Origin of the sequence: Aneurinibacillus terranovensis DSM 18919, assembly GCF_000430625.1 — a bacterium.
GTDB lineage: Bacteria > Bacillota > Bacilli > Aneurinibacillales > Aneurinibacillaceae > Aneurinibacillus_B > Aneurinibacillus_B terranovensis.
The window spans coordinates 60,086-84,808 of record NZ_AUMJ01000024.1; the positions used below are offsets into that span (position 1 = coordinate 60,086).

The 24,723-nt window shown below is 46.5% G+C and carries 40 protein-coding genes, 1 tRNA gene and 1 pseudogene; 2 read left to right on the top strand and 40 right to left on the bottom strand.

Annotation, left to right across the window (positions count from 1 at the left end; all coding sequences use genetic code 11):
• Window positions 1-55: 55 nt before the first annotated feature.
• The 39 genes from rpsI to H525_RS22915 all read right to left on the bottom strand — a co-directional run bounded on the left by rpsI (window position 56) and on the right by H525_RS22915 (window position 22,879).
• Window positions 56-448 carry a 30S ribosomal protein S9 gene (gene rpsI, locus H525_RS0105515; RefSeq protein WP_027415385.1) on the bottom strand — a complete coding sequence of 131 codons (393 nt, stop codon included), beginning with the start codon at window positions 446-448 and terminating at the stop codon, window positions 56-58.
• 19 nt (window positions 449-467) lie between these two features.
• Window positions 468-905 (bottom strand): 50S ribosomal protein L13, encoded by a 438-nt coding sequence (gene rplM / locus H525_RS0105520; RefSeq protein WP_027415386.1) that lies wholly within the window; start codon window positions 903-905, stop codon window positions 468-470.
• Window positions 906-1,050: 145 nt separating this feature from the next.
• Window positions 1,051-1,854, bottom strand: a complete 804-nt coding sequence (truA, locus tag H525_RS0105525) for a tRNA pseudouridine(38-40) synthase TruA (RefSeq protein WP_027415387.1) — start codon at window positions 1,852-1,854, stop codon at window positions 1,051-1,053.
• Between the two features lie 58 nt (window positions 1,855-1,912).
• The gene (locus tag H525_RS0105530; RefSeq protein ID WP_027415388.1) at window positions 1,913-2,710 is read right to left on the bottom strand and encodes an energy-coupling factor transporter transmembrane component T family protein; all 798 of its coding nucleotides are present in this window, start codon (window positions 2,708-2,710) and stop codon (window positions 1,913-1,915) included.
• Between the two features lie 2 nt (window positions 2,711-2,712).
• Window positions 2,713-3,603 (bottom strand): energy-coupling factor transporter ATPase, encoded by an 891-nt coding sequence (locus H525_RS0105535; RefSeq protein ID WP_027415389.1) that lies wholly within the window; start codon window positions 3,601-3,603, stop codon window positions 2,713-2,715.
• Window positions 3,588-4,430 carry an energy-coupling factor transporter ATPase gene (locus H525_RS0105540; protein ID WP_027415390.1) on the bottom strand — a complete coding sequence of 281 codons (843 nt, stop codon included), beginning with the start codon at window positions 4,428-4,430 and terminating at the stop codon, window positions 3,588-3,590. Before H525_RS0105540 ends, H525_RS0105535 begins: the two co-directional genes overlap by 16 nt.
• 125 nt (window positions 4,431-4,555) lie before the next feature.
• Window positions 4,556-4,918 carry a 50S ribosomal protein L17 gene (gene rplQ / locus H525_RS0105545; protein ID WP_027415391.1) on the bottom strand — a complete coding sequence of 121 codons (363 nt, stop codon included), beginning with the start codon at window positions 4,916-4,918 and terminating at the stop codon, window positions 4,556-4,558.
• A 41-nt stretch (window positions 4,919-4,959) separates the two neighbouring features.
• A complete protein-coding gene (locus tag H525_RS0105550) occupies window positions 4,960-5,904 on the bottom strand; it encodes a DNA-directed RNA polymerase subunit alpha (RefSeq protein WP_027415392.1) in 945 nt (314 codons plus the stop codon).
• A gap of 208 nt (window positions 5,905-6,112) precedes the next feature.
• The gene (gene rpsK, locus H525_RS0105555) at window positions 6,113-6,511 is read right to left on the bottom strand and encodes a 30S ribosomal protein S11 (protein WP_027415393.1); all 399 of its coding nucleotides are present in this window, start codon (window positions 6,509-6,511) and stop codon (window positions 6,113-6,115) included.
• 15 nt (window positions 6,512-6,526) lie between these two features.
• Entirely contained in the window at window positions 6,527-6,895 is a 369-nt protein-coding gene (gene rpsM / locus H525_RS0105560; protein ID WP_027415394.1) for a 30S ribosomal protein S13, read from the bottom strand.
• Window positions 6,896-6,917: 22 nt separating this feature from the next.
• Window positions 6,918-7,031, bottom strand: coding sequence for a 50S ribosomal protein L36 (gene rpmJ / locus H525_RS26060; RefSeq protein WP_057900126.1), 114 nt, complete (start codon window positions 7,029-7,031; stop codon window positions 6,918-6,920).
• An 89-nt stretch (window positions 7,032-7,120) separates the two neighbouring features.
• Window positions 7,121-7,339 (bottom strand): translation initiation factor IF-1, encoded by a 219-nt coding sequence (gene infA, locus H525_RS0105565; protein WP_003322635.1) that lies wholly within the window; start codon window positions 7,337-7,339, stop codon window positions 7,121-7,123.
• A 114-nt stretch (window positions 7,340-7,453) separates the two neighbouring features.
• Complete coding sequence (map, locus tag H525_RS0105570; RefSeq protein ID WP_027415395.1) at window positions 7,454-8,200, bottom strand: type I methionyl aminopeptidase; 747 nt, start codon at window positions 8,198-8,200, stop codon at window positions 7,454-7,456.
• Entirely contained in the window at window positions 8,197-8,850 is a 654-nt protein-coding gene (locus H525_RS0105575; RefSeq protein WP_027415396.1) for an adenylate kinase, read from the bottom strand. The genes map and H525_RS0105575 overlap by 4 nt, the downstream gene beginning before the upstream one ends.
• A gap of 38 nt (window positions 8,851-8,888) precedes the next feature.
• Window positions 8,889-10,181 carry a preprotein translocase subunit SecY gene (gene secY, locus H525_RS0105580; RefSeq protein ID WP_027415397.1) on the bottom strand — a complete coding sequence of 431 codons (1,293 nt, stop codon included), beginning with the start codon at window positions 10,179-10,181 and terminating at the stop codon, window positions 8,889-8,891.
• Window positions 10,181-10,621, bottom strand: coding sequence for a 50S ribosomal protein L15 (gene rplO / locus H525_RS0105585; protein WP_027415398.1), 441 nt, complete (start codon window positions 10,619-10,621; stop codon window positions 10,181-10,183). The genes secY and rplO overlap by 1 nt, the downstream gene beginning before the upstream one ends.
• A gap of 32 nt (window positions 10,622-10,653) precedes the next feature.
• On the bottom strand, window positions 10,654-10,842 hold the full coding sequence (gene rpmD, locus H525_RS0105590; protein ID WP_035100097.1) for a 50S ribosomal protein L30: 189 nt from the start codon (window positions 10,840-10,842) through the stop codon (window positions 10,654-10,656).
• Window positions 10,843-10,853: 11 nt separating this feature from the next.
• Entirely contained in the window at window positions 10,854-11,351 is a 498-nt protein-coding gene (rpsE, locus tag H525_RS0105595) for a 30S ribosomal protein S5 (protein ID WP_027415400.1), read from the bottom strand.
• Between the two features lie 47 nt (window positions 11,352-11,398).
• Window positions 11,399-11,767, bottom strand: a complete 369-nt coding sequence (rplR, locus tag H525_RS0105600; protein WP_027415401.1) for a 50S ribosomal protein L18 — start codon at window positions 11,765-11,767, stop codon at window positions 11,399-11,401.
• A 35-nt stretch (window positions 11,768-11,802) separates the two neighbouring features.
• Window positions 11,803-12,342, bottom strand: a complete 540-nt coding sequence (rplF, locus tag H525_RS0105605; RefSeq protein WP_027415402.1) for a 50S ribosomal protein L6 — start codon at window positions 12,340-12,342, stop codon at window positions 11,803-11,805.
• Window positions 12,343-12,371: 29 nt separating this feature from the next.
• A complete protein-coding gene (gene rpsH / locus H525_RS0105610) occupies window positions 12,372-12,770 on the bottom strand; it encodes a 30S ribosomal protein S8 (protein ID WP_027415403.1) in 399 nt (132 codons plus the stop codon).
• A 30-nt stretch (window positions 12,771-12,800) separates the two neighbouring features.
• Window positions 12,801-12,986, bottom strand: coding sequence for a type Z 30S ribosomal protein S14 (locus H525_RS0105615; protein ID WP_027415404.1), 186 nt, complete (start codon window positions 12,984-12,986; stop codon window positions 12,801-12,803).
• A gap of 32 nt (window positions 12,987-13,018) precedes the next feature.
• Window positions 13,019-13,561, bottom strand: a complete 543-nt coding sequence (gene rplE, locus H525_RS0105620; protein WP_027415405.1) for a 50S ribosomal protein L5 — start codon at window positions 13,559-13,561, stop codon at window positions 13,019-13,021.
• 25 nt (window positions 13,562-13,586) lie between these two features.
• The gene (rplX, locus tag H525_RS0105625; RefSeq protein WP_027415406.1) at window positions 13,587-13,916 is read right to left on the bottom strand and encodes a 50S ribosomal protein L24; all 330 of its coding nucleotides are present in this window, start codon (window positions 13,914-13,916) and stop codon (window positions 13,587-13,589) included.
• Window positions 13,917-13,959: 43 nt separating this feature from the next.
• Window positions 13,960-14,328: a 50S ribosomal protein L14 gene (gene rplN, locus H525_RS0105630; RefSeq protein WP_027415407.1), complete on the bottom strand. Its 369-nt coding sequence runs from the start codon at window positions 14,326-14,328 to the stop codon at window positions 13,960-13,962.
• A gap of 49 nt (window positions 14,329-14,377) precedes the next feature.
• Window positions 14,378-14,644: a 30S ribosomal protein S17 gene (gene rpsQ / locus H525_RS0105635; RefSeq protein WP_027415408.1), complete on the bottom strand. Its 267-nt coding sequence runs from the start codon at window positions 14,642-14,644 to the stop codon at window positions 14,378-14,380.
• A gap of 24 nt (window positions 14,645-14,668) precedes the next feature.
• Complete coding sequence (gene rpmC / locus H525_RS0105640) at window positions 14,669-14,866, bottom strand: 50S ribosomal protein L29 (RefSeq protein WP_027415409.1); 198 nt, start codon at window positions 14,864-14,866, stop codon at window positions 14,669-14,671.
• Window positions 14,856-15,290 carry a 50S ribosomal protein L16 gene (rplP, locus tag H525_RS0105645; protein WP_027415410.1) on the bottom strand — a complete coding sequence of 145 codons (435 nt, stop codon included), beginning with the start codon at window positions 15,288-15,290 and terminating at the stop codon, window positions 14,856-14,858. Before rplP ends, rpmC begins: the two co-directional genes overlap by 11 nt.
• A 2-nt stretch (window positions 15,291-15,292) precedes the next feature.
• Window positions 15,293-15,955: a 30S ribosomal protein S3 gene (rpsC, locus tag H525_RS0105650; protein WP_027415411.1), complete on the bottom strand. Its 663-nt coding sequence runs from the start codon at window positions 15,953-15,955 to the stop codon at window positions 15,293-15,295.
• Window positions 15,956-15,968: 13 nt separating this feature from the next.
• Window positions 15,969-16,301: a 50S ribosomal protein L22 gene (gene rplV, locus H525_RS0105655; RefSeq protein WP_027415412.1), complete on the bottom strand. Its 333-nt coding sequence runs from the start codon at window positions 16,299-16,301 to the stop codon at window positions 15,969-15,971.
• A gap of 36 nt (window positions 16,302-16,337) precedes the next feature.
• Window positions 16,338-16,616, bottom strand: coding sequence for a 30S ribosomal protein S19 (rpsS, locus tag H525_RS0105660; RefSeq protein WP_027415413.1), 279 nt, complete (start codon window positions 16,614-16,616; stop codon window positions 16,338-16,340).
• Window positions 16,617-16,673: 57 nt separating this feature from the next.
• Entirely contained in the window at window positions 16,674-17,504 is an 831-nt protein-coding gene (rplB, locus tag H525_RS0105665) for a 50S ribosomal protein L2 (protein WP_027415414.1), read from the bottom strand.
• Between the two features lie 29 nt (window positions 17,505-17,533).
• Entirely contained in the window at window positions 17,534-17,824 is a 291-nt protein-coding gene (rplW, locus tag H525_RS0105670) for a 50S ribosomal protein L23 (RefSeq protein ID WP_027415415.1), read from the bottom strand.
• Window positions 17,824-18,447 (bottom strand): 50S ribosomal protein L4, encoded by a 624-nt coding sequence (gene rplD / locus H525_RS0105675; protein WP_027415416.1) that lies wholly within the window; start codon window positions 18,445-18,447, stop codon window positions 17,824-17,826. The genes rplW and rplD overlap by 1 nt, the downstream gene beginning before the upstream one ends.
• 20 nt (window positions 18,448-18,467) lie before the next feature.
• Window positions 18,468-19,100 carry a 50S ribosomal protein L3 gene (gene rplC / locus H525_RS0105680; RefSeq protein WP_027415417.1) on the bottom strand — a complete coding sequence of 211 codons (633 nt, stop codon included), beginning with the start codon at window positions 19,098-19,100 and terminating at the stop codon, window positions 18,468-18,470.
• A gap of 78 nt (window positions 19,101-19,178) precedes the next feature.
• Window positions 19,179-19,487: a 30S ribosomal protein S10 gene (gene rpsJ, locus H525_RS0105685; RefSeq protein WP_027415418.1), complete on the bottom strand. Its 309-nt coding sequence runs from the start codon at window positions 19,485-19,487 to the stop codon at window positions 19,179-19,181.
• Between the two features lie 391 nt (window positions 19,488-19,878).
• The gene (gene selB, locus H525_RS0105690) at window positions 19,879-21,885 is read right to left on the bottom strand and encodes a selenocysteine-specific translation elongation factor (RefSeq protein ID WP_162142472.1); all 2,007 of its coding nucleotides are present in this window, start codon (window positions 21,883-21,885) and stop codon (window positions 19,879-19,881) included.
• Window positions 21,886-22,077: 192 nt separating this feature from the next.
• The gene (locus H525_RS0105695) at window positions 22,078-22,479 is read right to left on the bottom strand and encodes a carboxymuconolactone decarboxylase family protein (RefSeq protein ID WP_245590407.1); all 402 of its coding nucleotides are present in this window, start codon (window positions 22,477-22,479) and stop codon (window positions 22,078-22,080) included.
• Window positions 22,469-22,879, bottom strand: coding sequence for a MerR family transcriptional regulator (locus H525_RS22915; protein ID WP_342664272.1), 411 nt, complete (start codon window positions 22,877-22,879; stop codon window positions 22,469-22,471). The genes H525_RS0105695 and H525_RS22915 overlap by 11 nt, the downstream gene beginning before the upstream one ends.
• 251 nt (window positions 22,880-23,130) lie before the next feature.
• Between H525_RS22915 and H525_RS27030 the strand changes: the two genes are divergently transcribed.
• Together H525_RS27030 and H525_RS22920 are read left to right on the top strand one after the other, a co-directional pair.
• Window positions 23,131-23,227, top strand: a tRNA-Sec gene (locus H525_RS27030).
• A 169-nt stretch (window positions 23,228-23,396) separates the two neighbouring features.
• Entirely contained in the window at window positions 23,397-24,332 is a 936-nt protein-coding gene (locus H525_RS22920; RefSeq protein WP_211236978.1) for a tyrosine-type recombinase/integrase, read from the top strand.
• 101 nt (window positions 24,333-24,433) lie between these two features.
• Here the strand turns inward: H525_RS22920 and H525_RS0105710 are convergent.
• Window positions 24,434-24,723, bottom strand: a pseudogene (locus H525_RS0105710) (helix-turn-helix domain-containing protein); the annotation flags it as partial.

Consider the following 24,723-nt stretch of genomic DNA (forward strand, 5'->3'; position numbering starts at 1 on the left):
GATTCGAATAATCGAATCGGCTTTTTACCGTTAGGCTGCACGCACAGACCCCAAATCAACGTTTGGAGAACTGAGGTGCGCGGCGAGCTGCTTTAAGACCGTATTTTTTACGTTCTTTCATACGTGGGTCACGCGTTAAAAATCCGGCTGCTTTTAAAGCTCCACGAAGCTCAGGATCCGCTTCGAGCAGAGCGCGTGAGATACCATGGCGGATCGCGCCTGCTTGCCCTGTTGTTCCGCCACCATTCACATTTACATGTACATCGTATTTACCGTTCAATTCAGTAAGAACGAGCGGTTGTTTTACGATAAGCTTTAGCGTTTCAAGGCCGAAATATTCGTCCATTGGCCGCTTGTTAATTACGATTTGACCATCGCCTGGTACTAAACGTACGCGAGCAACGGAATTCTTACGACGACCAGTTCCGTAGTATTGTACTTGTGCCACGTATTTACCCTCCTTTTACTTACCCGCGCAGTTCCCATTTTTCAGGTTGCTGTGCTTGGTGCGGATGCTCAGATCCAGCGTAGATGTTCAATTTAGTTGCCAATTGGCGTCCGAGGCGGTTTTTAGGAAGCATGCCTTTAACCGCTGCTTCAAGAACCCGCTCAGGCTTCGTTGCGAGCATTTGGCCTGCTGTCGTTACACGCAGACCGCCCTGGTAACCGGAATGACGGTAGTATTTCTTATCCGTCAATTTTTTTCCTGTGAAAACAACTTTTTCAGCATTAATGATGATTACGAAATCACCAGTATCAATATGTGGTGTATATTCAGGCTTTAACTTACCGCGAAGAATGGAAGCTACTTCGCTGGCAAGACGACCAACAGTTTGACCTTCAGCATCAATAACATACCACTTACGCTCTACTTCATTCGGCTTGGCCATGTATGTGGTGCGCATTACTTTCCCTCCTAAGGCAAATTACAATTTGCTTTTGTTCCGATAATCCATATATTTCAAAAACCGACAAGTTCGGGGCCAGTGGGTTTTTTAAAATACCAAAGAATATAATACAACACTGCGATATGAGAGTCAAGAAAAAGATTTACACACCAGGCACCGTTGATAAAGAAGAAGGTTCATCATAACGAACTTCCCACAGGTACAATCCGTGTGGTGGGGCGTTTATCTTTGCGATATCCCCGTTTTTTATCTCCAGCAGCCATTTTACGTGTTCTGCCGGCACTTTTCCTCTTCCCACTTCCAGAAGGGTACCGGTCATCATGCGAACCATATTGTAGAGAAACCCATTTCCGCGAAACGTAAGCCAGATATCCTTACCCTGCCCCGGAATGCCGGTATCTCTTTGTGTTTCTTCAATGCGAATCTCGTGTAGAGTTCGGACTTTATCCACCACCTTCGTGCGGACCGAACAAAACGAGGTAAAATCATGAGTTCCAATCAAATAGGCAGCCGCCCTTCGCATCTTATCCAGATCCAAAGGCGCTCTCACATGATAGGCCCAATCTCGCAAGAAAGGGTCGGGAAACAGCTGATTAAGCAGACGGTAGCGGTAAGTTTTTTCTGTTACATGGTAACGGGCATGAAAATTCTGTGGAACGTCACACGCCTCCAAAATAACAATGTCATCCGGCAGGATGGTATTCATCGCATAAGGCAGCCGATTCGCCGGGATCGGGTGATTCGTCCGAAAATGGGCGACCTGCATGCGGGCATGCACACCGGAATCCGTCCTGCCGGAAGACACCAGCGCCGCCTCATGTTCGAGAATTTTGCGCAGCGCTTTCTCGATCTCCTCCTGGATGCTCGGCCCGTTTTTCTGGCGCTGGAGGCCAAAATAAGCGGTTCCCTGGTAACTAAACGTTAGTTTAATTTTGCGCCATTCCATCTGTCTGTGTTCCCTCCCTGCCAACCTGCCGCTCTAGCTGTGAAGGCCTGTTAAAACTCTACGTCCGCAAACCCCAAACGGCTACGGCAAGCACAAGAATAATGAGCATTAAAAACGTATCACGCAGTTCCCATGTGAGCCTGCGATATTTAGTGCGGCCTTCCCCGCCGCGATAACCGCGTGCCTCCATCGCTAAAGCTAAATCCTCCGCACGCCGGAACGATTGAATAAACAGCGGCACGATGAGCGGGATGATACTGTACACCCGCTGAATAAGAGAGCCGCTCACAAACGTAGCTCCACGCGAAATCTGGGCTTTGGCTATTTTATCCGTTTCTTCGAGCAACGTCGGAATGAACCGCAGCGAAATCGACATCATGAGAGCCAGTTCATGAGCCGGGAACCCGAAACGTTTCAGCGGAGAAAAAAGGCTTTCCAATCCGTCGGTCAACTGGATGGGCGAGGTCGTCAACGTTAATAACGAAGCGGAAATCATCAGCAAAATGATCCGTCCCGCGACGAATATCGCTTCTTGTACGCCTTTCTCGTAAATATGAATAAAGTTCCACTCCAACAATAGTTGGCCGCCCTGGGTAGTGAAAATCTGGAGGATCACCGTCAGCGCAATAATCCATAAAGCCGGCTTTAGCCCGCGCAGAATATACAGGACCGGGACGCGTGAAACAAGGATACCCACTATACAGACTGCGGCTAACACCAGTAAACCTAACATGGTTTTGGCCAAAAAGATTAAAAGGATAAAGAAAAAGATAAATAAGAGCTTGGCGCGCGGGTCGCAGCGGTGTATATAAGAAGCGCCCGCAACATACTGGCCAATCGGGATGTTCCCAATCAAACTCATGCCTTCCCGACCCCCTTTCGCACCCGGCGGGCCAATTCATCTATCAGCTTGCCGGTTTCAAAAATATCGAGGGGCAGAGGTTCCATGTTTTCCCTCCGTCGGCCGATTCGTTCATTGAACTTGAGAATAAAGTCCGTTACCTCCGGCAAATCGAGACCAGCCTGCCGGATTCGCTGAGGATCCCGGAACACCTCTCCTGGAGTCCCTTCCATCCATATTGTTCCCTCGTTCATCACATACAGATAATCCGCATAGCGGGCGGCATCTTCCATGCTGTGCGTGACGAGAATCGTCGTTCGCTTCTCCTCCTGGTGAACGCGGTCAATCACATCCAGAATCATACGATGTCCGGCCGGATCAAGCCCCGCTGTCGGCTCATCCAGAATAAGAATCTTCGGCTTCATCACGAGTACACCGGCCAGTGCCACTCTTCGCATCTGCCCGCCGCTTAACGCAAAGGGTGACTTTTCCCCGTACTCCTCGATATCAAGCCCCACCAATTCCAGGGCTTCCCGTACACGGGAGGCGATCATTTCCTGCGGTACGCCCATATTCTTCAACCCGAAAGCCACGTCTTTCGAGACCGACTCCTCAAAAAGCTGATACTCCGGGTATTGAAAGGACAATCCGACCTGCTGCCGGAGCTTCTCCAACCCCTTCTGTTTCTTAACAGGCAGCACAAAATTGCCAACCTGCATCTTCCCTTCCGTCGGCTGCAAAAGACCATTTAACAGTTGAATAAGTGTCGATTTGCCCGATCCGGTATGACCGATAATCGCTATATAGCGGCCGTACGGAATATGCAGGGAGACGTCATGCAGAGCGGTATGTTCAAAAGGAGTTCCTTTACCATAGGTGTACCCTATCTTCTCTAAACGAATGTCCATAGCCCGTCGAGCACCCCTTCAGCAGATGTTGAAAAGTTCGGAAGTTGAATCCCTTTTTGCCGGAGACGATACTGCACATCGCAGGCAAAAGGCACATCAAGGCCCAGCCTGCGCAGCCAATCTGCCTGTTTGTATATCACATCCGGCGACCCTTCTCCGACTGCCTGCCCGTTATCCATCACAACAATCCGATCGCTGGTAAGCGTCTCCTCCAGATAGTGAGTAATCTGAATGACCGTCATTCCTGCATCGCGGTTCATCTTTTTCACAACCTCGAGTACTTCCTTGCGTCCACGCGGGTCGAGCATAGCCGTTGCTTCATCTAACACGAGAACTTTCGGACGTATCGCCAGCATGGCTGCAATAGCAACCCGCTGCTTCTGACCACCTGATAACCGGTGCGGTTCCGCCTGCCTGAATTCAGTCATGCCGACCTTTTCCAGCGCATCCATAATTCTTGACTCCATTTCCTCTCGCGGAACCCCGATATTCTCAAGTCCAAAGGCAATATCATCTTCCACTGTAGGGGCCACGAATTGATTATCAGGATTTTGAAAAACCATACCAACCCGCCGACGGATTCTCCATAGTTCCTCTTCATTGGCGGTTGAAAGCCCATCGACATTCACTGTGCCGGACACGGGGAGAAGCAGTCCGTTCAGCATTTTTGCCATCGTTGACTTTCCTGAACCATTATGGCCGATAATCGATAGAAATTCCCGTTCCCGAACCTCAAGCGAAACCCCGCGAACCGCCAATTCATCCGGAGAGGTCGGGTCGTAACCAAACTGAATATCTTGAAGACGCACAATTGTGTTCTTGTCCAAAACCATCACGTCGCTTTCTCAGTTTAGGAGCTTAGGAGCTGTAAAACCTCTCACTATTCACGCAATACCGAAGAAAGAAAAAAAGGGTGAAATCTCCTCACCCTTTCTTGCGCCAATGCTCACTATTAAACTAACTCAAGGTATACCATAGGAGCTCCGTCCCCACGACGAGGTCCTATTTTCAAGATGCGAGTGTAACCACCTTGACGCTCAGAGAAGCGAGGTGCAAGCTTATCAAATAATTTTTGAATTGCATCCTGACCGGATTCCTGGTCAGCTACTTCTTTACGCACAAAAGCGGCTACTTGACGACGAGCGTGCAGGTCACCGCGTTTAGCCAAAGTAATCATTTTTTCAACAATTGAGCGGACTTCTTTCGCCTTCGATTCAGTCGTCTCAATGCGTTCATTAATAATAAGATCAGTAACCAGATCCCGGAAAAGTGCTTTCCGAGCAGCACTGTTGCGGCCTAATTTAGACTGTGCCATGTTATTCCCTCCTTTAGACCCTGATTCAACGACTCTTTATTCTAATCATCTTTTCGCAAACCAAGTCCAAGCTCTTCAAGCTTCTCCTGAACCTCTTCCAGAGACTTGCGGCCAAGGTTACGAACTTTCATCATATCTTCTTCCGTTTTCTGCGTCAGCTCCTGCACGGTATTAATACCGGCACGCTTCAGGCAGTTATAAGAACGAACGGAAAGATCAAGTTCCTCGATGGTCATCTCAAGAACTTTTTCTTTCTTGTCTTCTTCTTTTTCAACCATGATTTCTGCTTCTTTGGCTTCATCCGTAAGACCGACGAAGAGATTAAGATGCTCCGTCATAATCTTAGCACCCAAGCTTACCGCTTCTTCCGGACGGATGCTGCCGTCTGTCCAGACTTCAAGCGTCAGTTTATCATAGTTAGTGACCTGTCCAACGCGCGTATTCTCTACCTGGTAATTTACACGGCTAATCGGCGTATAAATGGAATCAATAGGAATTACACCAATTGGCATATCACCACGCTTGTTCGCGTCAGCTGCTACATAGCCCCGTCCTCGATTAGCAGTCATACGAATGTGGAGACGAGCATCGTCTTCCAGCGTAGCAATATGCAGATCCGGATTAAGAATCTCCACATCACTATCCGCACGAATGTCGGCAGCTGTAACCGCTCCGCCACCTTCTGCATCGATTTCGAGTACTTTCTCTTCGTCCGAATGGATTTTGAGAGAAAGAGTTTTTAAATTTAAGATGATCTGGGTAGTATCTTCTACTACGCCTTCGATCGTGGAGAACTCATGCAGAACCCCATCGATTTGGACGCTGGTAATTGCGGCGCCAGGAAGTGAAGATAACAAAATACGACGCAGTGAATTGCCAAGGGTCGTACCATATCCTCTTTCTAGAGGTTCAACCACAAACTTACCATAGGTAGAGTCTTCGCTTACTTCTACCACTTCGATCTTTGGCTTCTCTATTTCGATCATCAACCAAACCCTCCTTCAAAACGTGGAAAATTCCGGACGGGTCATAGGATCCCCACGACCGGAACTCCCCTTAGGCGGTTACCACTGTTACTGCGGGCAATCAAGCCGTGGGGTGCTGTCTAGCATCGTTTTACCCTTACTTTTCGTACCCTAGTATTTCCAGGTGGATAACTTCTTAAACTGCTAGTTTGTGCAAAGTTACGCCAAATTATACGCGGCGACGTTTCGGAGGACGGCAGCCATTATGAGGAATAGGAGTTACATCTTTAATCATGTTCACTTCCAGACCTGTAGCCTGTAAGGAACGGATAGCGGCTTCACGGCCGGAACCAGGTCCTTTAACCATAACTTCAACGGACTTCATACCATGTTCCATTGCAGCTTTAGCCGCTTGCTCAGCAGCCATTTGCGCAGCAAACGGTGTGCTCTTACGAGATCCTCTAAATCCAAGCCCACCGGCACTTGCCCAAGAAATTGCATTTCCATGGGGATCAGTGATAGTAACGATGGTATTGTTAAACGTAGAACGAATATGCGCTACACCAGATTCAACGTTTTTTCGATCGCGACGACGTGTACGAGTCGCAGCTACTTTTCTTTTCGCCAACTTCATTTACCCCCTTTACTTCTTCTTGTTAGCAACGGTACGACGCGGACCTTTGCGTGTACGAGCATTTGTTTTTGTGCGCTGTCCGCGAACAGGCAGCCCACGACGGTGACGAATGCCACGGAAAGAGCCAATTTCAATAAGACGCTTGATATTCAGAGATACTTCACGACGAAGATCCCCTTCAACCTTAATGTTCTTATCGATGTATTCACGAAGCTTAGCTGCTTCATCTTCAGTAAGATCGCGAACACGGGTATTTTCAGAAATACCGGTCTCACTCAGAATTTTATTGGCAGTAGAACGCCCAATGCCAAAAATATACGTTAACGCGATTACAACGCGTTTATCACGAGGTAAGTCGACTCCCGCAATACGTGCCATATTTCGTGCACCTCCTTATTTATTAGCCTTGTCTTTGCTTATGTTTAGGGTTTTCACAGATTACCATAACTTTCCCTTTGCGACGAATGATTTTGCATTTTTCGCAAATGGGCTTTACAGATGGTCTTACTTTCACTTGGATAACCTCCTGTCATCTTCTGGAGAGTAGAAATATTAGAGGTTGGAGGTCAATCATTCGCACCTCTAACTTCTCGTTCCTACTTCCTATTTGTAGCGATATGTGATCCGCCCGCGGGTCAAATCATAAGGCGATAATTCAACCGTTACTTTGTCACCAGGCAAAATGCGAATGAAATGCATGCGAATTTTACCCGATACATGTGCAAGTACTTTATGACCGTTCTCTAACTCCACACGAAACATTGCGTTCGGCAGAGGTTCAATCACAGTGCCTTCCACTTCAATTACATCTTCTTTCGCCATGAAGGGCATTCTCCTTTCTCCAGCACTTCAGCTTGAGCTTTTTATAGCCGGTCAAAACATAAGTCCCACCCGCTATCATAACATAACGCACACGTAAAAGAAACTATGCGATTGTTATACTCTGGTTAGTATGTCGTAGCCGTCTTCCGTAATTACAATCGTATGTTCAAAATGCGCACACATTGAGCCATCCGTTGTAACCACTGTCCATTTGTCTTCCAATGTCCGTACATAACGTTCCCCTGCGTTGACCATTGGTTCGATTGCAAGCACCATGCCAGGCTTCAATCTCGGACCACGTCCGGGAGGTCCGAAGTTCGGAATTTGCGGGTCTTCATGTAAGTCTCGACCAATTCCGTGCCCGACATACTCTCTGACAATCGAATACCCCGCATTTTCTACATAAACTTGAATCGCGTGGGAGATATCCGTTAAACGGGCGTCCGGTTTAGCCACAGCCAGCCCCTCAAAAAGAGATTTCTCTGTCACATCCAGCAACCGCTGATTGTCGGGAGAAATATCTCCGATGCCATAGGTCCAGGCTGAATCTCCGTGGTACCCTTCTACCTCAGCCCCAATATCGAGACTGATGATATCCCCTTCGTTAAGTCTGCGTTTTCCGGGAATCCCATGAACAAGTTCTTCATTAACGGAAGTACATATACTACCCTTAAAGCCTCCGTAACCTTTAAAAGAAGGGTTTGCTCCATGTTTTCGAATGAAGCGTTCTGCGATGTCATCTAACTCTTGCGTGGTAATGCCGGAGTGCAGCGCCTTCTGTAACTCCTGGTGAGTCAGGGCCACAATACGGCCAGCTTCACGCATGATGTCAATCTCAGCTTTTGATTTGCAAATAATCATTCAGCCTGCCCTCTCAATAAACTAGCAAGGTCAGCAAATACTACGTTTATATCCTGTTGCCCGTTAATGTTCCGGAGCAATCCTTTTTCGGCATAGTATTTCAAAAGTGGTGCAGATTGTTCGATGTTTACATCGAGACGAGTCGCAACGGTTTCCTCATTGTCATCGCTTCGCTGATATAACTCTCCACCACATTTATCACATATTCCCTCTTGGGCCGGCGGGTTGAACACAACATGATACGTTGCGCCGCAGCTTTTACAGATACGGCGGCCTGTCAGGCGTTCCAACAGAATGCTACGGTCTACATCAATATTAATCACATGGTCAATTCCACGTCCCAGTTCCGCAAGTGTGGCATCGAGAGCCTCGGCCTGCGCAAGCGTGCGCGGAAACCCATCAAGCAAAAAGCCTCTTTCACAATCAGGCTTCGCCAAACGTTCCTTGACAATTCCGATGACCACTTCATCCGGAACAAGAAGTCCTTGATCCATAAACGATTTTGCCTGTAAACCCATTGCCGTCTCTTCACGAATAGCCGCGCGAAACATATCACCGGTCGAAATATGAGGAATACCAAATTCGTCAACAATTCTCTCAGCTTGCGTTCCCTTCCCCGCACCGGGCAATCCCATTAAGATAACATTCACATCTACCCCTCCATACGTCTCTAATGTAACAGCATATACTACTTAATAAAACCTTTGTAGTGGCGCTTCACTAACTGGCTCTCCAGTTGTTTCATCGTATCAAGCGCAACCCCAACTACAATAAGCAGTGCAGTACCACCAATTCGAACAGACTGTGGCAACCCGCTCACTGATGAAAATAGCATTGGAAGCACAGAAACGGCTGCCAGGAAGATTGACCCTGTTAGCGTGATTCGATTTAAGGTTCTCGTAATATACAGAGCTGTCTCATTACCCGGACGTATGCCTGGAATGTAACCACCGTTCTTTTTCATGTTGTCAGCCATTTCATCTGGTTTCATCTGTACGAATGTGTAAAAATATGAAAACCCGATAATAAGCACAACATATAATACCATCCCTACCGACGAGCGGTAGTCAAAGGTTCTTTGAACCCAGTCCGCAAACGGATGTCCGCTCCAGAACTGAGCAATTGTAGGTGGAAAAACGATCAAAGATAGAGCGAAAATAACAGGAATAACTCCGGCTGTATTCACCTTTAAAGGAATATGCGTAGACTGTCCACCATACATCTTCCTGCCAACCACACGCTTCGCGTATTGCACCGGAATCTTACGATAAGCCTGCTGGACATACACAACAAGGGTGACAATAAGGATAACAGCAATGAGGATGATAAGGATTTTTACGACGTTCATGAATACATCATTTTGTCCGCCGGTAAATTCCGTGGCATAGATATTCTGAGCGCCACCTGGAATCGCCGCAACAATACCTGCAAAGATGATGATCGAAATCCCGTTTCCGATACCTTTTTCCGTGATTTCCTCACCCATCCACATGAGAAAAGCTGTTCCTGCAGTGAGGATGAGAGCAATCAACGCGTACGATGCAAAGCCTGGATGGATCACAAGGCCCGGAACCATACGGTTAAAGCCGATTGAAAGGCCAATTGCCTGGATCAGTCCAAGAACAACAGTGAAGTAACGAGTGAACTGCGCCGTTTTGCGCCGTCCAATGTCCCCTTCTTTGGCCCATTCCGTAAATTTCGGAACGACGTCCATTGCCAGAAGCTGCATAATAATCGAGGCGGTGATATACGGCATAATCCCCATCGAGAAAACGGAGAAATTCTTTAATGCACCACCCGAAAAAGTGTTCAGAAAGCCAACAATGTTATTTTTCTGGGAAAGTTGTTCCAGTAACGTTACATTAATACCCGGAACCGGAATCTGGCTCCCAATCCGAAAGACGACAAGCATCAAAAGGGTAAAAAGAACCCTTCGACGCAAGTCGGCAATCTTGAAAATATTAATGAAGGTGTTAAACATTAGATCACCTCGGTTTTTCCGCCTGCAGCTTCAATTTTCTCAATAGCGGATTGAGAAAATTTCTGGGCTTTAACCGTCAATGAAACGTTTAATTCTCCATTTCCTAAAATCTTCACGCCATCGCGTGCATTTTTTACAGCGCCTGTCTCCAACAATAACTCAGGAGTTACTACTGTGCCCGCTTCAAACTCGTTCAGCCGGTCAAGGCTTACAATAGCAAACTCTTTACGGTTTGGATTGGTGAAGCCCCGCTTAGGTAAACGACGATACAATGGGTTTTGACCACCCTCGAAACCAGGGCGCACTCCACCGCCGGAACGAGCGTTTTGCCCTTTGTGACCGCGTCCAGCCGTTTTGCCGTTCCCGGAACCGATACCGCGGCCAACTCGTTTACGTGTGTGGCGGGAACCTTCCGCAGGTTGGATTTCGTGTAATTTCATCGTTGCACCTCCTCCTTGTAGCAAATTATCTATTACTCAGCAATTTCCTTAACTTCAACCATGTGAGATACTTTGTTTACCATGCCGCGAATAGCCGGATTATCCTGATGTTCAACAGTCTGGTGAATTTTGCGAAGGCCGAGTGCTTGGACGGTTGCTCTCTGAACTTCCGTACGTCCAATCAAACTCCTCTTGAGGGTGATTTGCAATTTAGCCACGATTCATTCCCCTCCTAACCTAATAGCTCTTCCGTAGATTTGCCGCGAAGTTTCGCAACTTGGTCAGCCGTTTTTAAGCGGCCAAGGCCTTCTAATGTTGCGTTAACCATGTTAATTGGGTTGTTAGAGCCTAAAGATTTACTTAATACATCGCCTACACCTGCAAGTTCAAGCACCGCACGTACAGGACCGCCTGCGATAACTCCGGTACCTTCAGAAGCTGGCTTCATAAATACTTTACCAGCACCAAAACGGCCGTTTACTTCGTGAGGAAGCGTCGTTCCTACAAGGGGAACTTTAATTAAGTTTTTCTTAGCATCGTCAATAGCCTTGCGAATCGCATCAGGTACTTCTTGGGCTTTCCCCATTCCCGAACCAACGTGACCATTACGGTCGCCGACTACTACTAAGGCGCTAAAGGAAAAACGACGTCCACCTTTAACAACTTTAGCAACACGATTGATGGCGACGACTTTTTCTTCCAACTCAAGGTTGCTAGCGTCGATACGCATGAAATTCCCTCCTTATATAAGGATTTACGTTCTGTTGTTACGTTTTATTAGAATTGCAGGCCTGCTTCACGAGCAGCATCTGCGAGTGTTTTAATACGTCCGTGATACAGGTAGCCTCCGCGGTCAAAAACCACTTCAGAAACACCTTTTTCAAGGCCACGTTTGGCAATCAAAGCGCCAACTTTTGCAGCGGCCTCTTGATTTCCACCGTGAGTTATTTGATCTTTAAGCTCAGGATCGACTGTGGATGCAGAAGCAAGCGTCACACCTGCTACATCATCAATCAGTTGAGCATAGATATGTTTAGAAGAACGGTACACATTTAAACGAGGTGCTTGAGCTGTGCCCGAAATTTTCTTGCGCACTCTCAAATGTCTTTTCTTCCGTGCTTTGTTTTTATCTTGTTTAGAGATCACGTTACTTTCACTCCTTTCGTCACACTCTTACGCGATTACTTCTTACCGGTCTTACCTTCCTTACGACGTACACGTTCACCCTGGTAACGAATACCTTTTCCTTTGTAAGGTTCTGGTTTGCGTACTGCACGAATTTCAGAAGCGATTTGGCCTACACGTTCTTTGTCAATTCCTTTAACAATGATTTGTGTTTGAGCCGGCACTTCGAACTCAATGCCTTCTTCCGGAGTGATTTCTACAGGATGAGAATAACCAACGCTTAACGTAAGGTTGCTTCCCGATTTAGCTGCACGGTATCCAACACCCACGAGTTCAAGAGTTTTGGAGAATCCAGTCGTTACGCCTTCCACCATGTTGGCAATAACACTGCGAGTCGTCCCATGAAGGGCCCGGTGCAATTTATTATCAGAAGGGCGTGTTACAACGATTTCGTTGCCTTCCACGTTTACTTGAACTTCATTATGAAGCGTACGAGTCAAAGTTCCTTTAGGCCCTTTAACCGTCAGTACATTTCCGTCCAGTTTCACTTCTACTCCAGTTGGAATAGAAACTGGCTTTTTACCAATACGAGACATACATCACACCTCCGTTCTCGTCTAAATGATTACCAAACGTATGCTAATACTTCGCCGCCCACTTGTTGTTGGCGGGCTTGTTTATCCGTCAATACACCGTGAGAAGTTGAAAGAATAGCGACTCCCAATCCGCCCAGAACACGGGGAACCTCATCTTTCTTCGCATATACACGCAATCCCGGTTTACTAATACGTTTTAATCCAGTGATTACACGTTCGTTATCCATGCCATACTTAAGGAAAATACGGAGAATGCCTTGCTTGTTATCCTCTACATATTCCACGTCGCGGATAAAGCCTTCCTCTTTCAGAAGATTCGCAATGTCACGCTTGATTGTGGAAGCTGGAACTTCCAGTTTCTCGTGACGAACAATATTGGCATTACGAATCCGTGTAAGCATATCTGCTATTGGATCTGTCATCGACATATGTTTAACCTCCTTCCCGTTACAGGGGTTTTACCAGCTTGCTTTTTTAACGCCAGGCAGTTGACCTGCATAGGCCAATTCGCGAATACAAATCCGGCAAAGTTTAAATTTACGATATACAGAGTGCGGACGTCCGCAACGTTCGCAGCGGGTGTATTCCTGGACTTTAAACTTAGGCTTACGGTTGGCTTTTACAACCATAGATTTTTTTGCCACGTGTTTCCCTCCTTATCGTATCAATCTAGAAATTACTTACTGAAGGGCGCGCCCAGTTGGGTTAACAGTTCGCGGGCTTCTTCGTCCGAATTAGCTGTCGTTACAATTACGATATCCATCCCACGAATCGCATCCACTTTATCGTATTCGATTTCAGGGAAAATCAATTGTTCTTTAAGTCCGAGTGTGTAGTTTCCGCGTCCATCAAATGCTTTGTTTGAAATGCCGCGGAAGTCACGTACGCGTGGAAGTGCCACATTAAACAATTTGTCTAAAAAGTGGTACATACGCTCGCCGCGCAGCGTTACTTTGCAGCCGATTGGCATGCCTTCACGAAGGCGGAATCCGGCGATGGACTTCTTCGCACGTGTAACCACCGGTTTCTGACCTGTGATTAACTCTAAGTCACGAATCGCCCCGTCGAGTACTTTAGGATTAGAAACAGCTTCCCCTAAACCAACGTTAAGAACGATTTTTTCGATTTTAGGAGCCTGCATAATGGATTTGTAGTTAAACTTCGTCATTAATGCAGGAACAATTTTTTCGCTATAAGTTTCTTGCATTCTTGCAGCCATCTAAGTGACCTCCTTTCCGACCTGGTTACTTGTCAAGTATTTCGCCAGATTTTTTTGCAATACGAACTTTCTTTCCGTCAACAATTTTATGACCAATACGAGTCGGTTCACCCGTTTTCGGATCGATAATCATGACGTTGGAAGCGTGAATCGCTGCTTCCTGTGTGACAATTCCACCCTGTGGATTTGCTGCGTTTGGACGAGTGTGTTTCTTAACCAGATTTACACCTTCAACCACTACGCGACCGGTTTTAGGGAAAGCAGTAAGAATACGTCCTTTTTTACCTTTATCTTTTCCGCTGATAACCATAACTTCATCACCGGATTTTACGTGTAATTTAATACGTTCGGACATGACGGCACCTCCTTGTCGAACAAATTAGCTTTGATTTAAGGAATTACAGTACTTCAGGAGCCAGGGAAACAATTTTCATAAAGTCTTTTTCGCGAAGTTCCCGGGCAACAGGTCCGAAGATACGAGTTCCGCGCGGGCTTTTGTCATCACGTACGATAACCGCTGCATTCTCATCAAAGCGAATATAAGAGCCATCATTACGGCGTGCGCCGCTCTTGGAACGAACGATAACAGCTTTTACTACATCGCCTTTCTTGACAACGCCGCCTGGTGTTGCTTGTTTTACCGAACAAACAATAACATCACCAATGTTAGCGAACTTACGACCGGAACCGCCGAGTACTTTAATACACATAAGTTCTTTCGCACCGGAATTATCTGCTACGCGTAAACGTGTTTGAGTTTGAATCACGGAGAGTCCCTCCCTTCAGTTGTGACTAAACGTTCTTTAATTTATTTGATTAGATGATAACGGCTTTCTCAACTACTTCCACCAGTCTGAAACGCTTATCTTTAGAAAGCGGACGAGTTTCCATAATTTTTACAAGATCGCCGATTTTTGCAGTGTTTTGCTCATCATGCGCTTTGAACTTCTTGGAGTACTTCACGCGCTTACCGTAGAGCGGGTGTTTTTTGTACGTCTCAACAAGAACAACAATGGTTTTATCCATTTTGTCAGAAACAACTTTTCCGAGCACAACTTTACGATTGTTGCGTTCTTCTGCCATGTTTGCGACCTCCTCTCTTAACTATTAGCGAATTCCTAGTTCACGTTCACGAAGAACGGTTTTGGCTTTAGCGATAGCCTTACGTACTTGACGAATACGAGCAGGGTTATCTAATTGACCTGTTGCTAATTGAAAACGGAGGTTAAAAAGCTCTTCTTTCATGGAAGTAACTTTTTGTTCGATTTCGGCAGTGGTTAAATCACGAATTTCATTAGCTTTCATTTACGTCACCACCCAATTCTTCCCGTTTCACGAACTTACATTTGATTGGGAGCTTGTGCATAGCAAGACGCATAGCTTCTCGAGCCACTTCTTCCGATACGCCTGCGAGTTCAAACATAACTTTGCCAGGCTTGACGATGGCTACCCAATGTTCAACAGAACCTTTACCGGAACCCATCCGTACTTCTAAAGGCTTCTGGGTTACAGGTTTATCCGGGAAAATTTTAATCCATACTTTACCGCCACGTTTGATGTAACGGGTCATCGCAATACGAGCGGCTTCAATTTGGCGATTTGTAATCCAGGACGCTTCAAGAGCTTGAAGGCCATATTCGCCGAAAGCAACGGTTTGACCGCCTTTCGCTTGCCCTCTCATTTTTCCGCGATGCTGTTTACGGTGTTTAACACGTTTAGGGATCAACATAATTATTGGCCTCCTTCCTCTGTGTTTCTTTTCTTCGCTTGAGGAAGAACTTCTCCACGGTAAATCCAGACTTTCACACCAATTTTTCCGTACGTTGTATCAGCTTCAGCTGTACCGTAATCAATGTCGGCACGAAGTGTATGAAGAGGAACCGTGCCTTCGCTATATCCTTCAGAACGGGCAATGTCCGCTCCGCCAAGACGTCCGCTTACCATTGTCTTGATACCTTGAGCACCTGCACGCATTGTGCGTTGGAGCGCCTGCTTCTGTGCGCGGCGGAAAGAAATGCGGTTTTCTAACTGACGGGCAATGCTCTGGGCAACAAGAGTCGCATCGAGATCAGGATTCTTAATTTCATTGATGTTGATGTGAACCTTCTTGCCAGTTAAGCTTGACAGAGCTTTACGAAGTTTTTCAACTTCCGTACCACCTTTACCAATAACCATACCTGGCTTGGCAGTGTGGACAGTAACGTTTAAACGATTGGCTGCGCGTTCGATTTCAACAGTAGAAACGGAAGCGTCTTTCAGTTGGTCTTGAACATATTTACGAACCTTCAGGTCTTCATGTAAGAGTGTAGCATAATCTTTATCTGCGAACCATTTCGATTCCCAGTCACGGATAATGCCAACCCGAAGTCCTACCGGGCTAACTTTTTGACCCACGCGCTATCCCTCCTTATTTTTCAGATACTACGACCGTAATGTGACTAGTACGTTTGTTAATCCGGCTCGCACGACCCATAGCGCGCGGACGGAAACGTTTCAATGTCGGACCTTCATCAACGAACACTTTGCTGACAACAAGATCGTTCGAATCCAGGTTTAAGTTATGTTCAGCATTGGCAACAGCAGACATAAGAACTTTCTCGATGACTGGTGAAGCTCCTTTTGGCGTATGACGCAGAATAGCAATCGCCTCGCCTACTTGCTTGCCTCGGATTAAATCGACTACAAGTCGAACCTTGCGAGGAGCAATACGGATATAACGAGCAACAGCTTTTGCTTCCATGTGGGTACCCCCTCTCTTGCGTTCAGTAAATGTCTATTATCGTTTTGTTTTCTTATCTGAATCTACGTGTCCTTTAAACGTACGAGTCGGAGCGAATTCTCCGAGCTTGTGTCCGACCATATCTTCAGTTACATAAACAGGTACATGCTTACGACCATCGTACACTGCGAATGTGTGTCCAACGAAATCTGGGAAGATTGTAGAACGGCGAGACCATGTCTTAATGACACGCTTTTCGCCTTTTCCATTTTGCTCTTCGACCTTTTTCATTAAATGATCATCAACAAAAGGCCCTTTTTTTAAGCTGCGTCCCATGAACGAACCTCCCTTCGTGATAGAAGTGCGGTTGTAATCCACCGCACCTTGCTAACATTATTTTTTGCGGCTGCGAATAATGTACTTACTAGAGTGTTTCTTTTTCTTGCGGGTTTTCGCGCCAAGAGTCGGTTTACCCCAAGGAGTAACAGGACCGCTGCGTCCGATAGGCGCACGACCTTCACCACCACCATGCGGGTGATCGTTAGGATTCATTACTGAACCGCGAACTGTCGGGCGAATCCCTTTCCAGCGTGAACGTCCGGCTTTACCAATATTAATCAATTCATGGTCAAGATTACCTACCTGACCGATGGTAGCGCGGCATTCTTTGCGAATCATGCGAGTCTCACCAGATGCAAGGCGTACAATCGCATAGTCGCCATCTTTACCAAGAAGTTGAGCTTCCGCACCTGCAGAACGAACCAGTTGGCCGCCTTTACCAGGTTTTAGTTCGATGTTGTGGATGACTGTACCAACCGGAATATTTTCCAGTGGAAGAGCGTTACCCACTTTAATATCTGCATCAGTACCGGACATAATAACAGTACCGACAGTTAATCCGTTCGGAGCAAGAATATAACGTTTTTCACCGTCTACATAATTGATGAGAGCAATGTTAGCGGAACGGTTCGGATCGTACTCAATTGTTGCTACTTTGCCAGGAATCCCGTCTTTGTTGCGTTTGAAGTCGATAATACGGTATTTCTGCTTATGACCGCCACCATGATGACGAACTGTGATTTTACCTTGATTGTTACGGCCTGCTGTCTTAGATTTAGGAGCAAGCAGAGATTTCTCAGGAGTTGAGGTTGTAATCTCTTCAAAAGTAGACACAGTCATTTGACGGCGACCAGGAGAAGTCGGTTTATACTTTTTAATTGCCATTTAATTTCCCTCCTTCGCTCTGTCGTTTATTAAACACCTTCAAAGAATTCGAGAGCTTTACTATCTTTACTCAATTCAACAATCGCCTTTTTCCAATCAGAGCGATATCCGAAATATTTACCCACACGCTTCGGCTTACCTTTAACACGCATTGTGTTTACATTAACAACCTTCACATCAAAAATACGTTGGACGGCATCTTTGATTTCCGTTTTGTTTGCACGTAAATCCACTTCGAATACGTATTTGTTATCAGCCATGAGGTCAGCTGTACGTTCGGTAATAACCGGGCGCTTGATAATATCGCGAGGATCTTTCATTATACAAGCACCTCCTCAACTTTTGCGACTGCGTCTTTCGTAATGAGCAACTTGTCATGATGGAGAACATCAAGCACGTTGATTCCATTCGCAGCAACAAATTTCACACCAGGAATATTGCGGGCAGAAAGAGCAACCGCATCATTGTACTCATCCGTTACAACAAGAACTTTTCTGTCAAGGTTCAGGTTGCCAAGCACTTTCACCATATCTTTTGTTTTTGGCGCATCAAACGTTAAAGCATCCAATACTACCAGCTCATCGTTTTGCACTTTAGAAGAAAGAGCAGATTTGATAGCCAGACGACGAACTTTCTTAGGAAGCTTGAAAGAGTAGCTGCGAGGAGTCGGTCCGAAAACAACACCACCGCCTACCCATTGTGGAGCACGGATGCTGCCCTGACGAGCGCGTCCTGTTCCTTTTTGTTTCCAGGGTTTACGACCACCGCCACGCACCGCTGAACGGTTTTTTACAGCGTGTGTTCCAGCGCGCAGAGAAGCTTGTTGCATAATTACAGCATCAGCAAGTACAGATTTGTTAGGCTCAATTCCGAATACGGAATCCGCTAATTCAATTTCGCCTACCTGTGAACCTGTTTGGTTGTACATTGTTACTTTAGGCATTAGGAGTCCTCCTTTCTTGTTTATTTGTTGCCTTTAACGGCAGATTTAATAGTTACGAAGCTATTTTTAGGGCCAGGAACAGCACCTTTTACGAGCAACAAGTTGCGGTCTGTATCAACAGATACCACTTCAAGGTTCTGGATGGTTACTTTCTCTCCGCCCATGCGTCCAGGCAATGCCTTCCCTTTCAGAACACGGTTGGCAGCGATAGAACCCATCGAACCAGGACGACGATGATAACGGGAACCGTGCGCCATAGGTCCACGGCTTTGTCCGTGGCGCTTAATTGCACCTGCAAAACCTTTCCCTTTTGAAGTACCGGTTACGTCAATCACGTCACCTTCTGCAAAAACATCAGCTTTTAACTCTTGACCTACTTCGTATTGGTTTAAATCTACATTACGAAGTTCACGTACGAAGCGCTTAGGTGTTGTATTTGCTTTTGCTGCATGGCCTTTTTCAGGCTTGGTAGCGCGTACTTCCTTCTTGTCAGCGAAGCCGATTTGAATCGCTTCATAGCCATCTGTTGTCACGTCCTTCTTCTGAAGAACAACGCAAGGACCTGCTTCGATAACAGTTACAGGAACAACTACGCCTTCCGCAGTAAAAACCTGGGTCATCCCAATTTTTTTACCTAAGATTCCTTTAGTCATTAGAGCCACCTCCTAAATAATCATTTTGTATCCTTTATTTATTCGTTCATTTTCGTTCATTAACGTCGAATTCAAAACTTACAGTTTGATTTCAATGTCCACACCGGATGGCAGGTCAAGACGCATAAGCGAATCAACAGTTTGCGGTGTTGGATTTACAATATCGATCAAGCGCTTGTGTGTGCGCATTTCGAATTGCTCACGAGAATCTTTGTATTTGTGTACCGCACGCAAAATCGTGAAGACCGATTTCTCAGTCGGAAGCGGAATCGGGCCAGATACCTCTGCACCTGAACGCTTTGCGGTGTCAACAATCTTTTCTGCGGACTGGTCAAGAATTCTGTGATCGTATGCTTTCAAGCGAATACGAATTTTTTGCTTTGCCATTTTAGTCCCTCCTTTTCGCCCATTTTATAAACGGACATTTCTCAGTGGAAAAAACCTGACGCCGGCCATGGCATCGGAGCCGGGTGTGTCAGCAACCTCCCACTTCATCGCGTCCATCGACCAACATTCAACATTATATATAAATACAATGGAGAATGCAAGGGTTTTTCTCGGCCGTTTATGCAACAGCCCAGACCTTGAATATGTTATCGTATATTAATTGAAAAAGCAAGGAAAAAGGCGAATAAAATTTTGAATTTCGGATGGTTAAACAAAAAGGATGCCGCTGATCTATTTAAATGAAACCAGTTCTAATGATTGTTGAACGATAGTGCCGTTCAGCAAAGGTCGGAAAACCAATCACCCGCACCCATCCTAAATGCTTGTTGAACTATAAACTTCCAGACGGCAGCCACTCCCGCCCGGCCTCCGTTCGTTTCGTTTGTCTATATTTATCAAGCGATTCGAGAAACGGGATCAGGTATTTGCGGGACAAGCCCAGTATATCTTTTGCAAGAGCGGGTGTGAGAATGTCATCCGGCTGACTCTCCGCACGGAGCTTTTCCACACCGCGCAGCCATTCCTTCTTATCTATATAGATTTCTTCCGTTAAGGGCAAAATCTCTTCCCGCTGTGTCAGCAGAGCTTTTAGTTCACTCCCCAATTGCCCTGTGATGCCGTGTTCCCGCATCAGCGCCTCCCAGGATGGCGGTGTAAGTCCGGATTGTTGAAGAGCATCGAGTGCCTTGTGGATCGACTCCCGCTGGGCCTGAGGGTACTGTGGAGTATGGGATGCCAGGTAAATCATATCGTTGGACTCTTTGATTTTTTCGTTTCGGCCTGTTTCTTCTACTAAATAACGCCACAGCTTGTCAGGCATGTTTTTGAATAAGCTGCTTTTCATTGCTGCTTTGCCGGCTCCCACCCGCAGCGGATAGGTCGCATGGTAATTACGGAGTTCGCCGGTGAGGCGCTCCTCCCAGGCCGTTAGCGTACGCGTAAGCAGAACAAACGTCTGGCGGGATGATTCTTGACGGAATGCTCCCTGGTCAGGCGACCCCTGTTGGGTTGGATCCTGGTAGGATGACTCTTCTCTGCCGAGGAGTTTCACGTCTCCAGATTGGATGCTTCCCTTGAGGAGAGCCCGCACGCCCTCTATATTCATCGCAAGCTGGTGGGCCAATTCTTCCTCCGTAGCAAACTCTGCCTGTTCAAGATACTGGATAAGCTGTTCTTCGGGGGAATCTTCGGCCAACCTGTTGAGGCGCCGCACAGTCTCCTCTCCAAAGCGATGCCGAGCTGCGTACGGGTCAACCACATACCCGCCGCCAAGAGTGGTCACGGGCGAGAGTCTTCTCAGGATAAGCGGGTCTCCCTTCTTGGTGACAACCGATTCTTCTAGCTGCAGCTGGCATACCGTTTCTTCACCGGGCTTCATCTCGTTGCGGTCAAAAAAGACAAGTTTCCCGATGACCTCGGCGGTTCCCATATGAAGCCGGACGCGGGTACGTTGCTTAAGGGAGAAGTCGAGGCTTCCAAGCATCGTAAAGTGGAGATCAAGCCTTGATGTTGCCTGAAAATACCCGGGTGAGGTTAAGGTCATTCCCCGTTCGACTTCCCTTGTACCCACAATGTTGAGGGCGGCGCGCTGCCCCGCGGCTGCCTGCTTAACCTGCTGATGGTGGACATGAATTTGGCGAACGCGCAACATGGTTTCGTCGGGGAGCAGTTGCAAAGAATCCCCTTCCACAACCGTCCCCTCGTAAATGGTGCCGGTCACAACGGTTCCCGCCCCTTTAACGGTAAACGCCCGGTCAATCGGCATACGGAAAGGGGCAGCCGAACTGCGCTGCGGGATGCCGGAAATCTCCTTTTCAATCGTATGGAGGAGTTCCTGCATCCCCTCTCCCGTTTTATTGCTTACGGCAACGATCGGCGCATCGGCCAGAAACGTTTCCTGCGCCCAGTTGGCCACTTCCTCCTTCACCATCGCCAGCCACTCTTCCTCTACACTGTCGATTTTAGTGAGCGTAATAATGCCCTTTTGAATCCCAAGAAAGCGAAGGATGTCGACATGCTCGCGCGTCTGCGGCATAATGCCCTCATCGGCTGCAATAACAAGAAGCACCAGGTCAATCCCTGCCGCACCCGCAATCATCTGGCGAATAAACCGCTCATGACCCGGCACATCAACGATGCCAACGGTTTGGCCATTCGGCAGGACACACGGTGCGAAGCCAAGTTCAATGGAAATGTTCCGCTCTTTTTCTTCTTTCAGCCGGTCGGTATCTACCCCGGTGAGATTTTTTGTTAAGGACGTTTTCCCGTGATCAATATGGCCGGCAATTCCTATCGTGTGGTGAAATGAGTTTGTTTGTTGGTTTGGTTGTTCGTTCATGCGTTCTCCCTCTTGCATGTGTTCTTCTCTTCTCCTTTCGCCGCTATCATCTCTCATTCGTTGAATCCAGTATACCGCAAGGAGAAAGGGCAGGACAAAAACAGGGAAAGCACTAGCACGTTAGGTTGAGCTAATTCAAGAGATAAAATGAGCCAAGCAGGGGAAACAAGTGAACAGGCAAGCTGACTTTTTTCATCCAGCCCCATCTTCCTTTTTAAGCTGGCGGAGTATGTTTATTGCGTTAATAGCGGTAGGAAATCCGGCATATGGCACGGTTTGAATGATGATTTCCTCCACTTCTTCATAAGTTAATCCAACGTTTAACGCTGCTCTAATATGCACCTTTAACTGGGGTTCACGGCCCCCCAGCACCGTAAGCATACCAACCGTCGCGATTTCACGTTCCCGCAAGTTCAGCCCCTCCCGGCTGTAAATATCACCAAACGCAAATTCAACGATATATTTTCCCAAATCACCCAGCGGAGCCACCACTTCTTCTCCCACGTGGCCGTCAACTTCGGCAAGCCTGGCCAGCCCGCGCTCATACCGTGCACTCTCACTCATTTGTTCGACTGCCGTTTGTTCAGTCTTCATCTGTTCGACTCTCCTCTGCTATCTTCGTATAATAGTCAATCTTTTCACCAATGACGGCGAGGTTCTTTTCCAGCTCCTGAATCTGTTCCTGAACGTTTCGACGGTGCTCCTCGAGCAGGAGCTTACGTTCTGTGACCGTGATAGGACCCTGGCTGCGGAGAGTTGCAAAAGTCTGCATCTGCCGGATGGACATTCCTGTCGTCCGCAGGCGGTCCAAAAATTCAATCCATGCGAAATTCTCCACAGAATACAGGCGATAGCCGTTCGCATCCCTTTTTACCGGCTCAAGGAGACCGATCCGCTCGTAATACCGAAGCGTATGAACACTCATTCCGGTCATTGATGATACCTGTTGAATTGTGAGTTCTTTGAGTTCTTTTTCCATATCATTAATGTACACGTTTGAGCGCGCTCAAAGGCAATCCCCTTTTTTAGATTTTTTATGGTTTTATCAAACGCCGGATCACGGTAGAAAAAGTTAAGTGTCTATGTGATAAGTATAGTTTTAAATTTTCCAGATTTTAAAGAAGGAAGAAGGAAGTAAGAAGGAAGTAAGAGAGGCGCGCAGCCAGGAAATGCGCTCACGAAACTCGTGTAAAAACTTCGCAAAAGTTGTAATGATAAAGGGATTTCATTATACTAGGATAGCATGGGGGTGGATGAGGCGCTGGTGCCCTCCCCGGTCTTCAAAACCGAGCGGGACGTCCGTGAGGCGTCCGGTGGGTTCGATTCCCACCCTCTCCCGCCAAAAACGTTGATTTGACGCGGTTTATCGAATGTGATGACGATATGTGAAACGTCGTGTGTGCGCTGTAAAAACCGTGTGTATACATATTACTCACACAGTCTCTCTTTTCGTGTTGGAACACGTATTCGTGCGTTCTCGACTATGAAAGGAGAGATTTTTTATGCCGAAAATGCCATTTGAACAACGTCTGCGAGGTCAAAAAGAAGCGGTAGGAGGTGATTTCGATAGGTCCCTTCAAATTTTTATCGCAGATAGAAAACGGGCTGGCTGTACGGAAAGAACCATTGAATGGTATGAGGAAGTGTTAGGTTGTTATTTTCGTAAATTCCTAGAAGAAAGGCGCTTGGACTTAAATCCTAATAAATGGATTTCTACAGACATTGAAGATTACATGGACTATTTGCTTAATGAACGTGGCTGTAAGCCCGTTACGTGTAAAAATCGATTCTCTGCAATCAGGGCATGGTGCAACTTCTTATACAAAAAAAATTATATTGAATCTAATCCTATAGCAAGCCTTGCGCCAATGAAAGTAAAAAAGGAAGTAACTAAAACATTACCGGATGAGGTACTTGATAAAATTTTGAAGAAACCAGATATGGCAAAATGTACGTTTGCTGACTTTAGGGATTGGGCAATCATGTGGACATTATTTGATACGGGGATTCGCGTGAATGAATTAGTTCATATTCGTATTCAGGATGTTCATCTTGATGAAGCCTACATTTTAATTACGCACGGAAAGGGACAAAAAGAACGCCCTGTAGGTATCTCTAAAACGTTATTCCGCGTTCTCCAAAAATACTTGACAATACGGGAACCTCAAACAGAATACGATTTCTTATTCTGCAATTCATTCGGGGAACAGTTAAGTAAGGATACCGTGCGAAAGAGACTTCATGAGTACGGTGATAAGGTAGGAATAAAGGGAATGACTTTATCGCCGCATAAGTTCCGCTATACTTTCGCAAAACATTACATTAAAAATGGCGGGGATCCGTTTCGATTACAAAAGGCACTCGGTCATTCTTCTATTGAAATTGTTCGCAACTACGTCGAGATGTTTGGTTCTGATGTGATCGAAGCTCATGAACAAATTATCTAAGCTTTGTCCTTCTTTTGCGTGTTTCAGTCGATACTTTTTTAGAATTATAGTTATCTGCTGGACTGTATAGCTAAGTAAATAACACGGAGGTCGTTCAATTTCCTTTTTGACTTGAAACGTGGTGCATCATTTTGCTTCTTGAAGAATCGTGAGTACGCATCGGCAAGATTTTTTACTGCCGACTGAATAGCGATGCTGTCTACTTCTTTGAGCCATGGCAACTCTTTTTTCAGGTTCGGCAGTTCGGAAGAACATACTTCGTATGATAATCCTTTACCCGTTTCTTTGTACGTTTCATTCCACTTCGCCAAGAAGTGGTTAAACACAAATCGACTGCAACCAATCGTTTTAGCGATTAGGACTTCTTGTTCTTTGTTTGGATAGATACGGA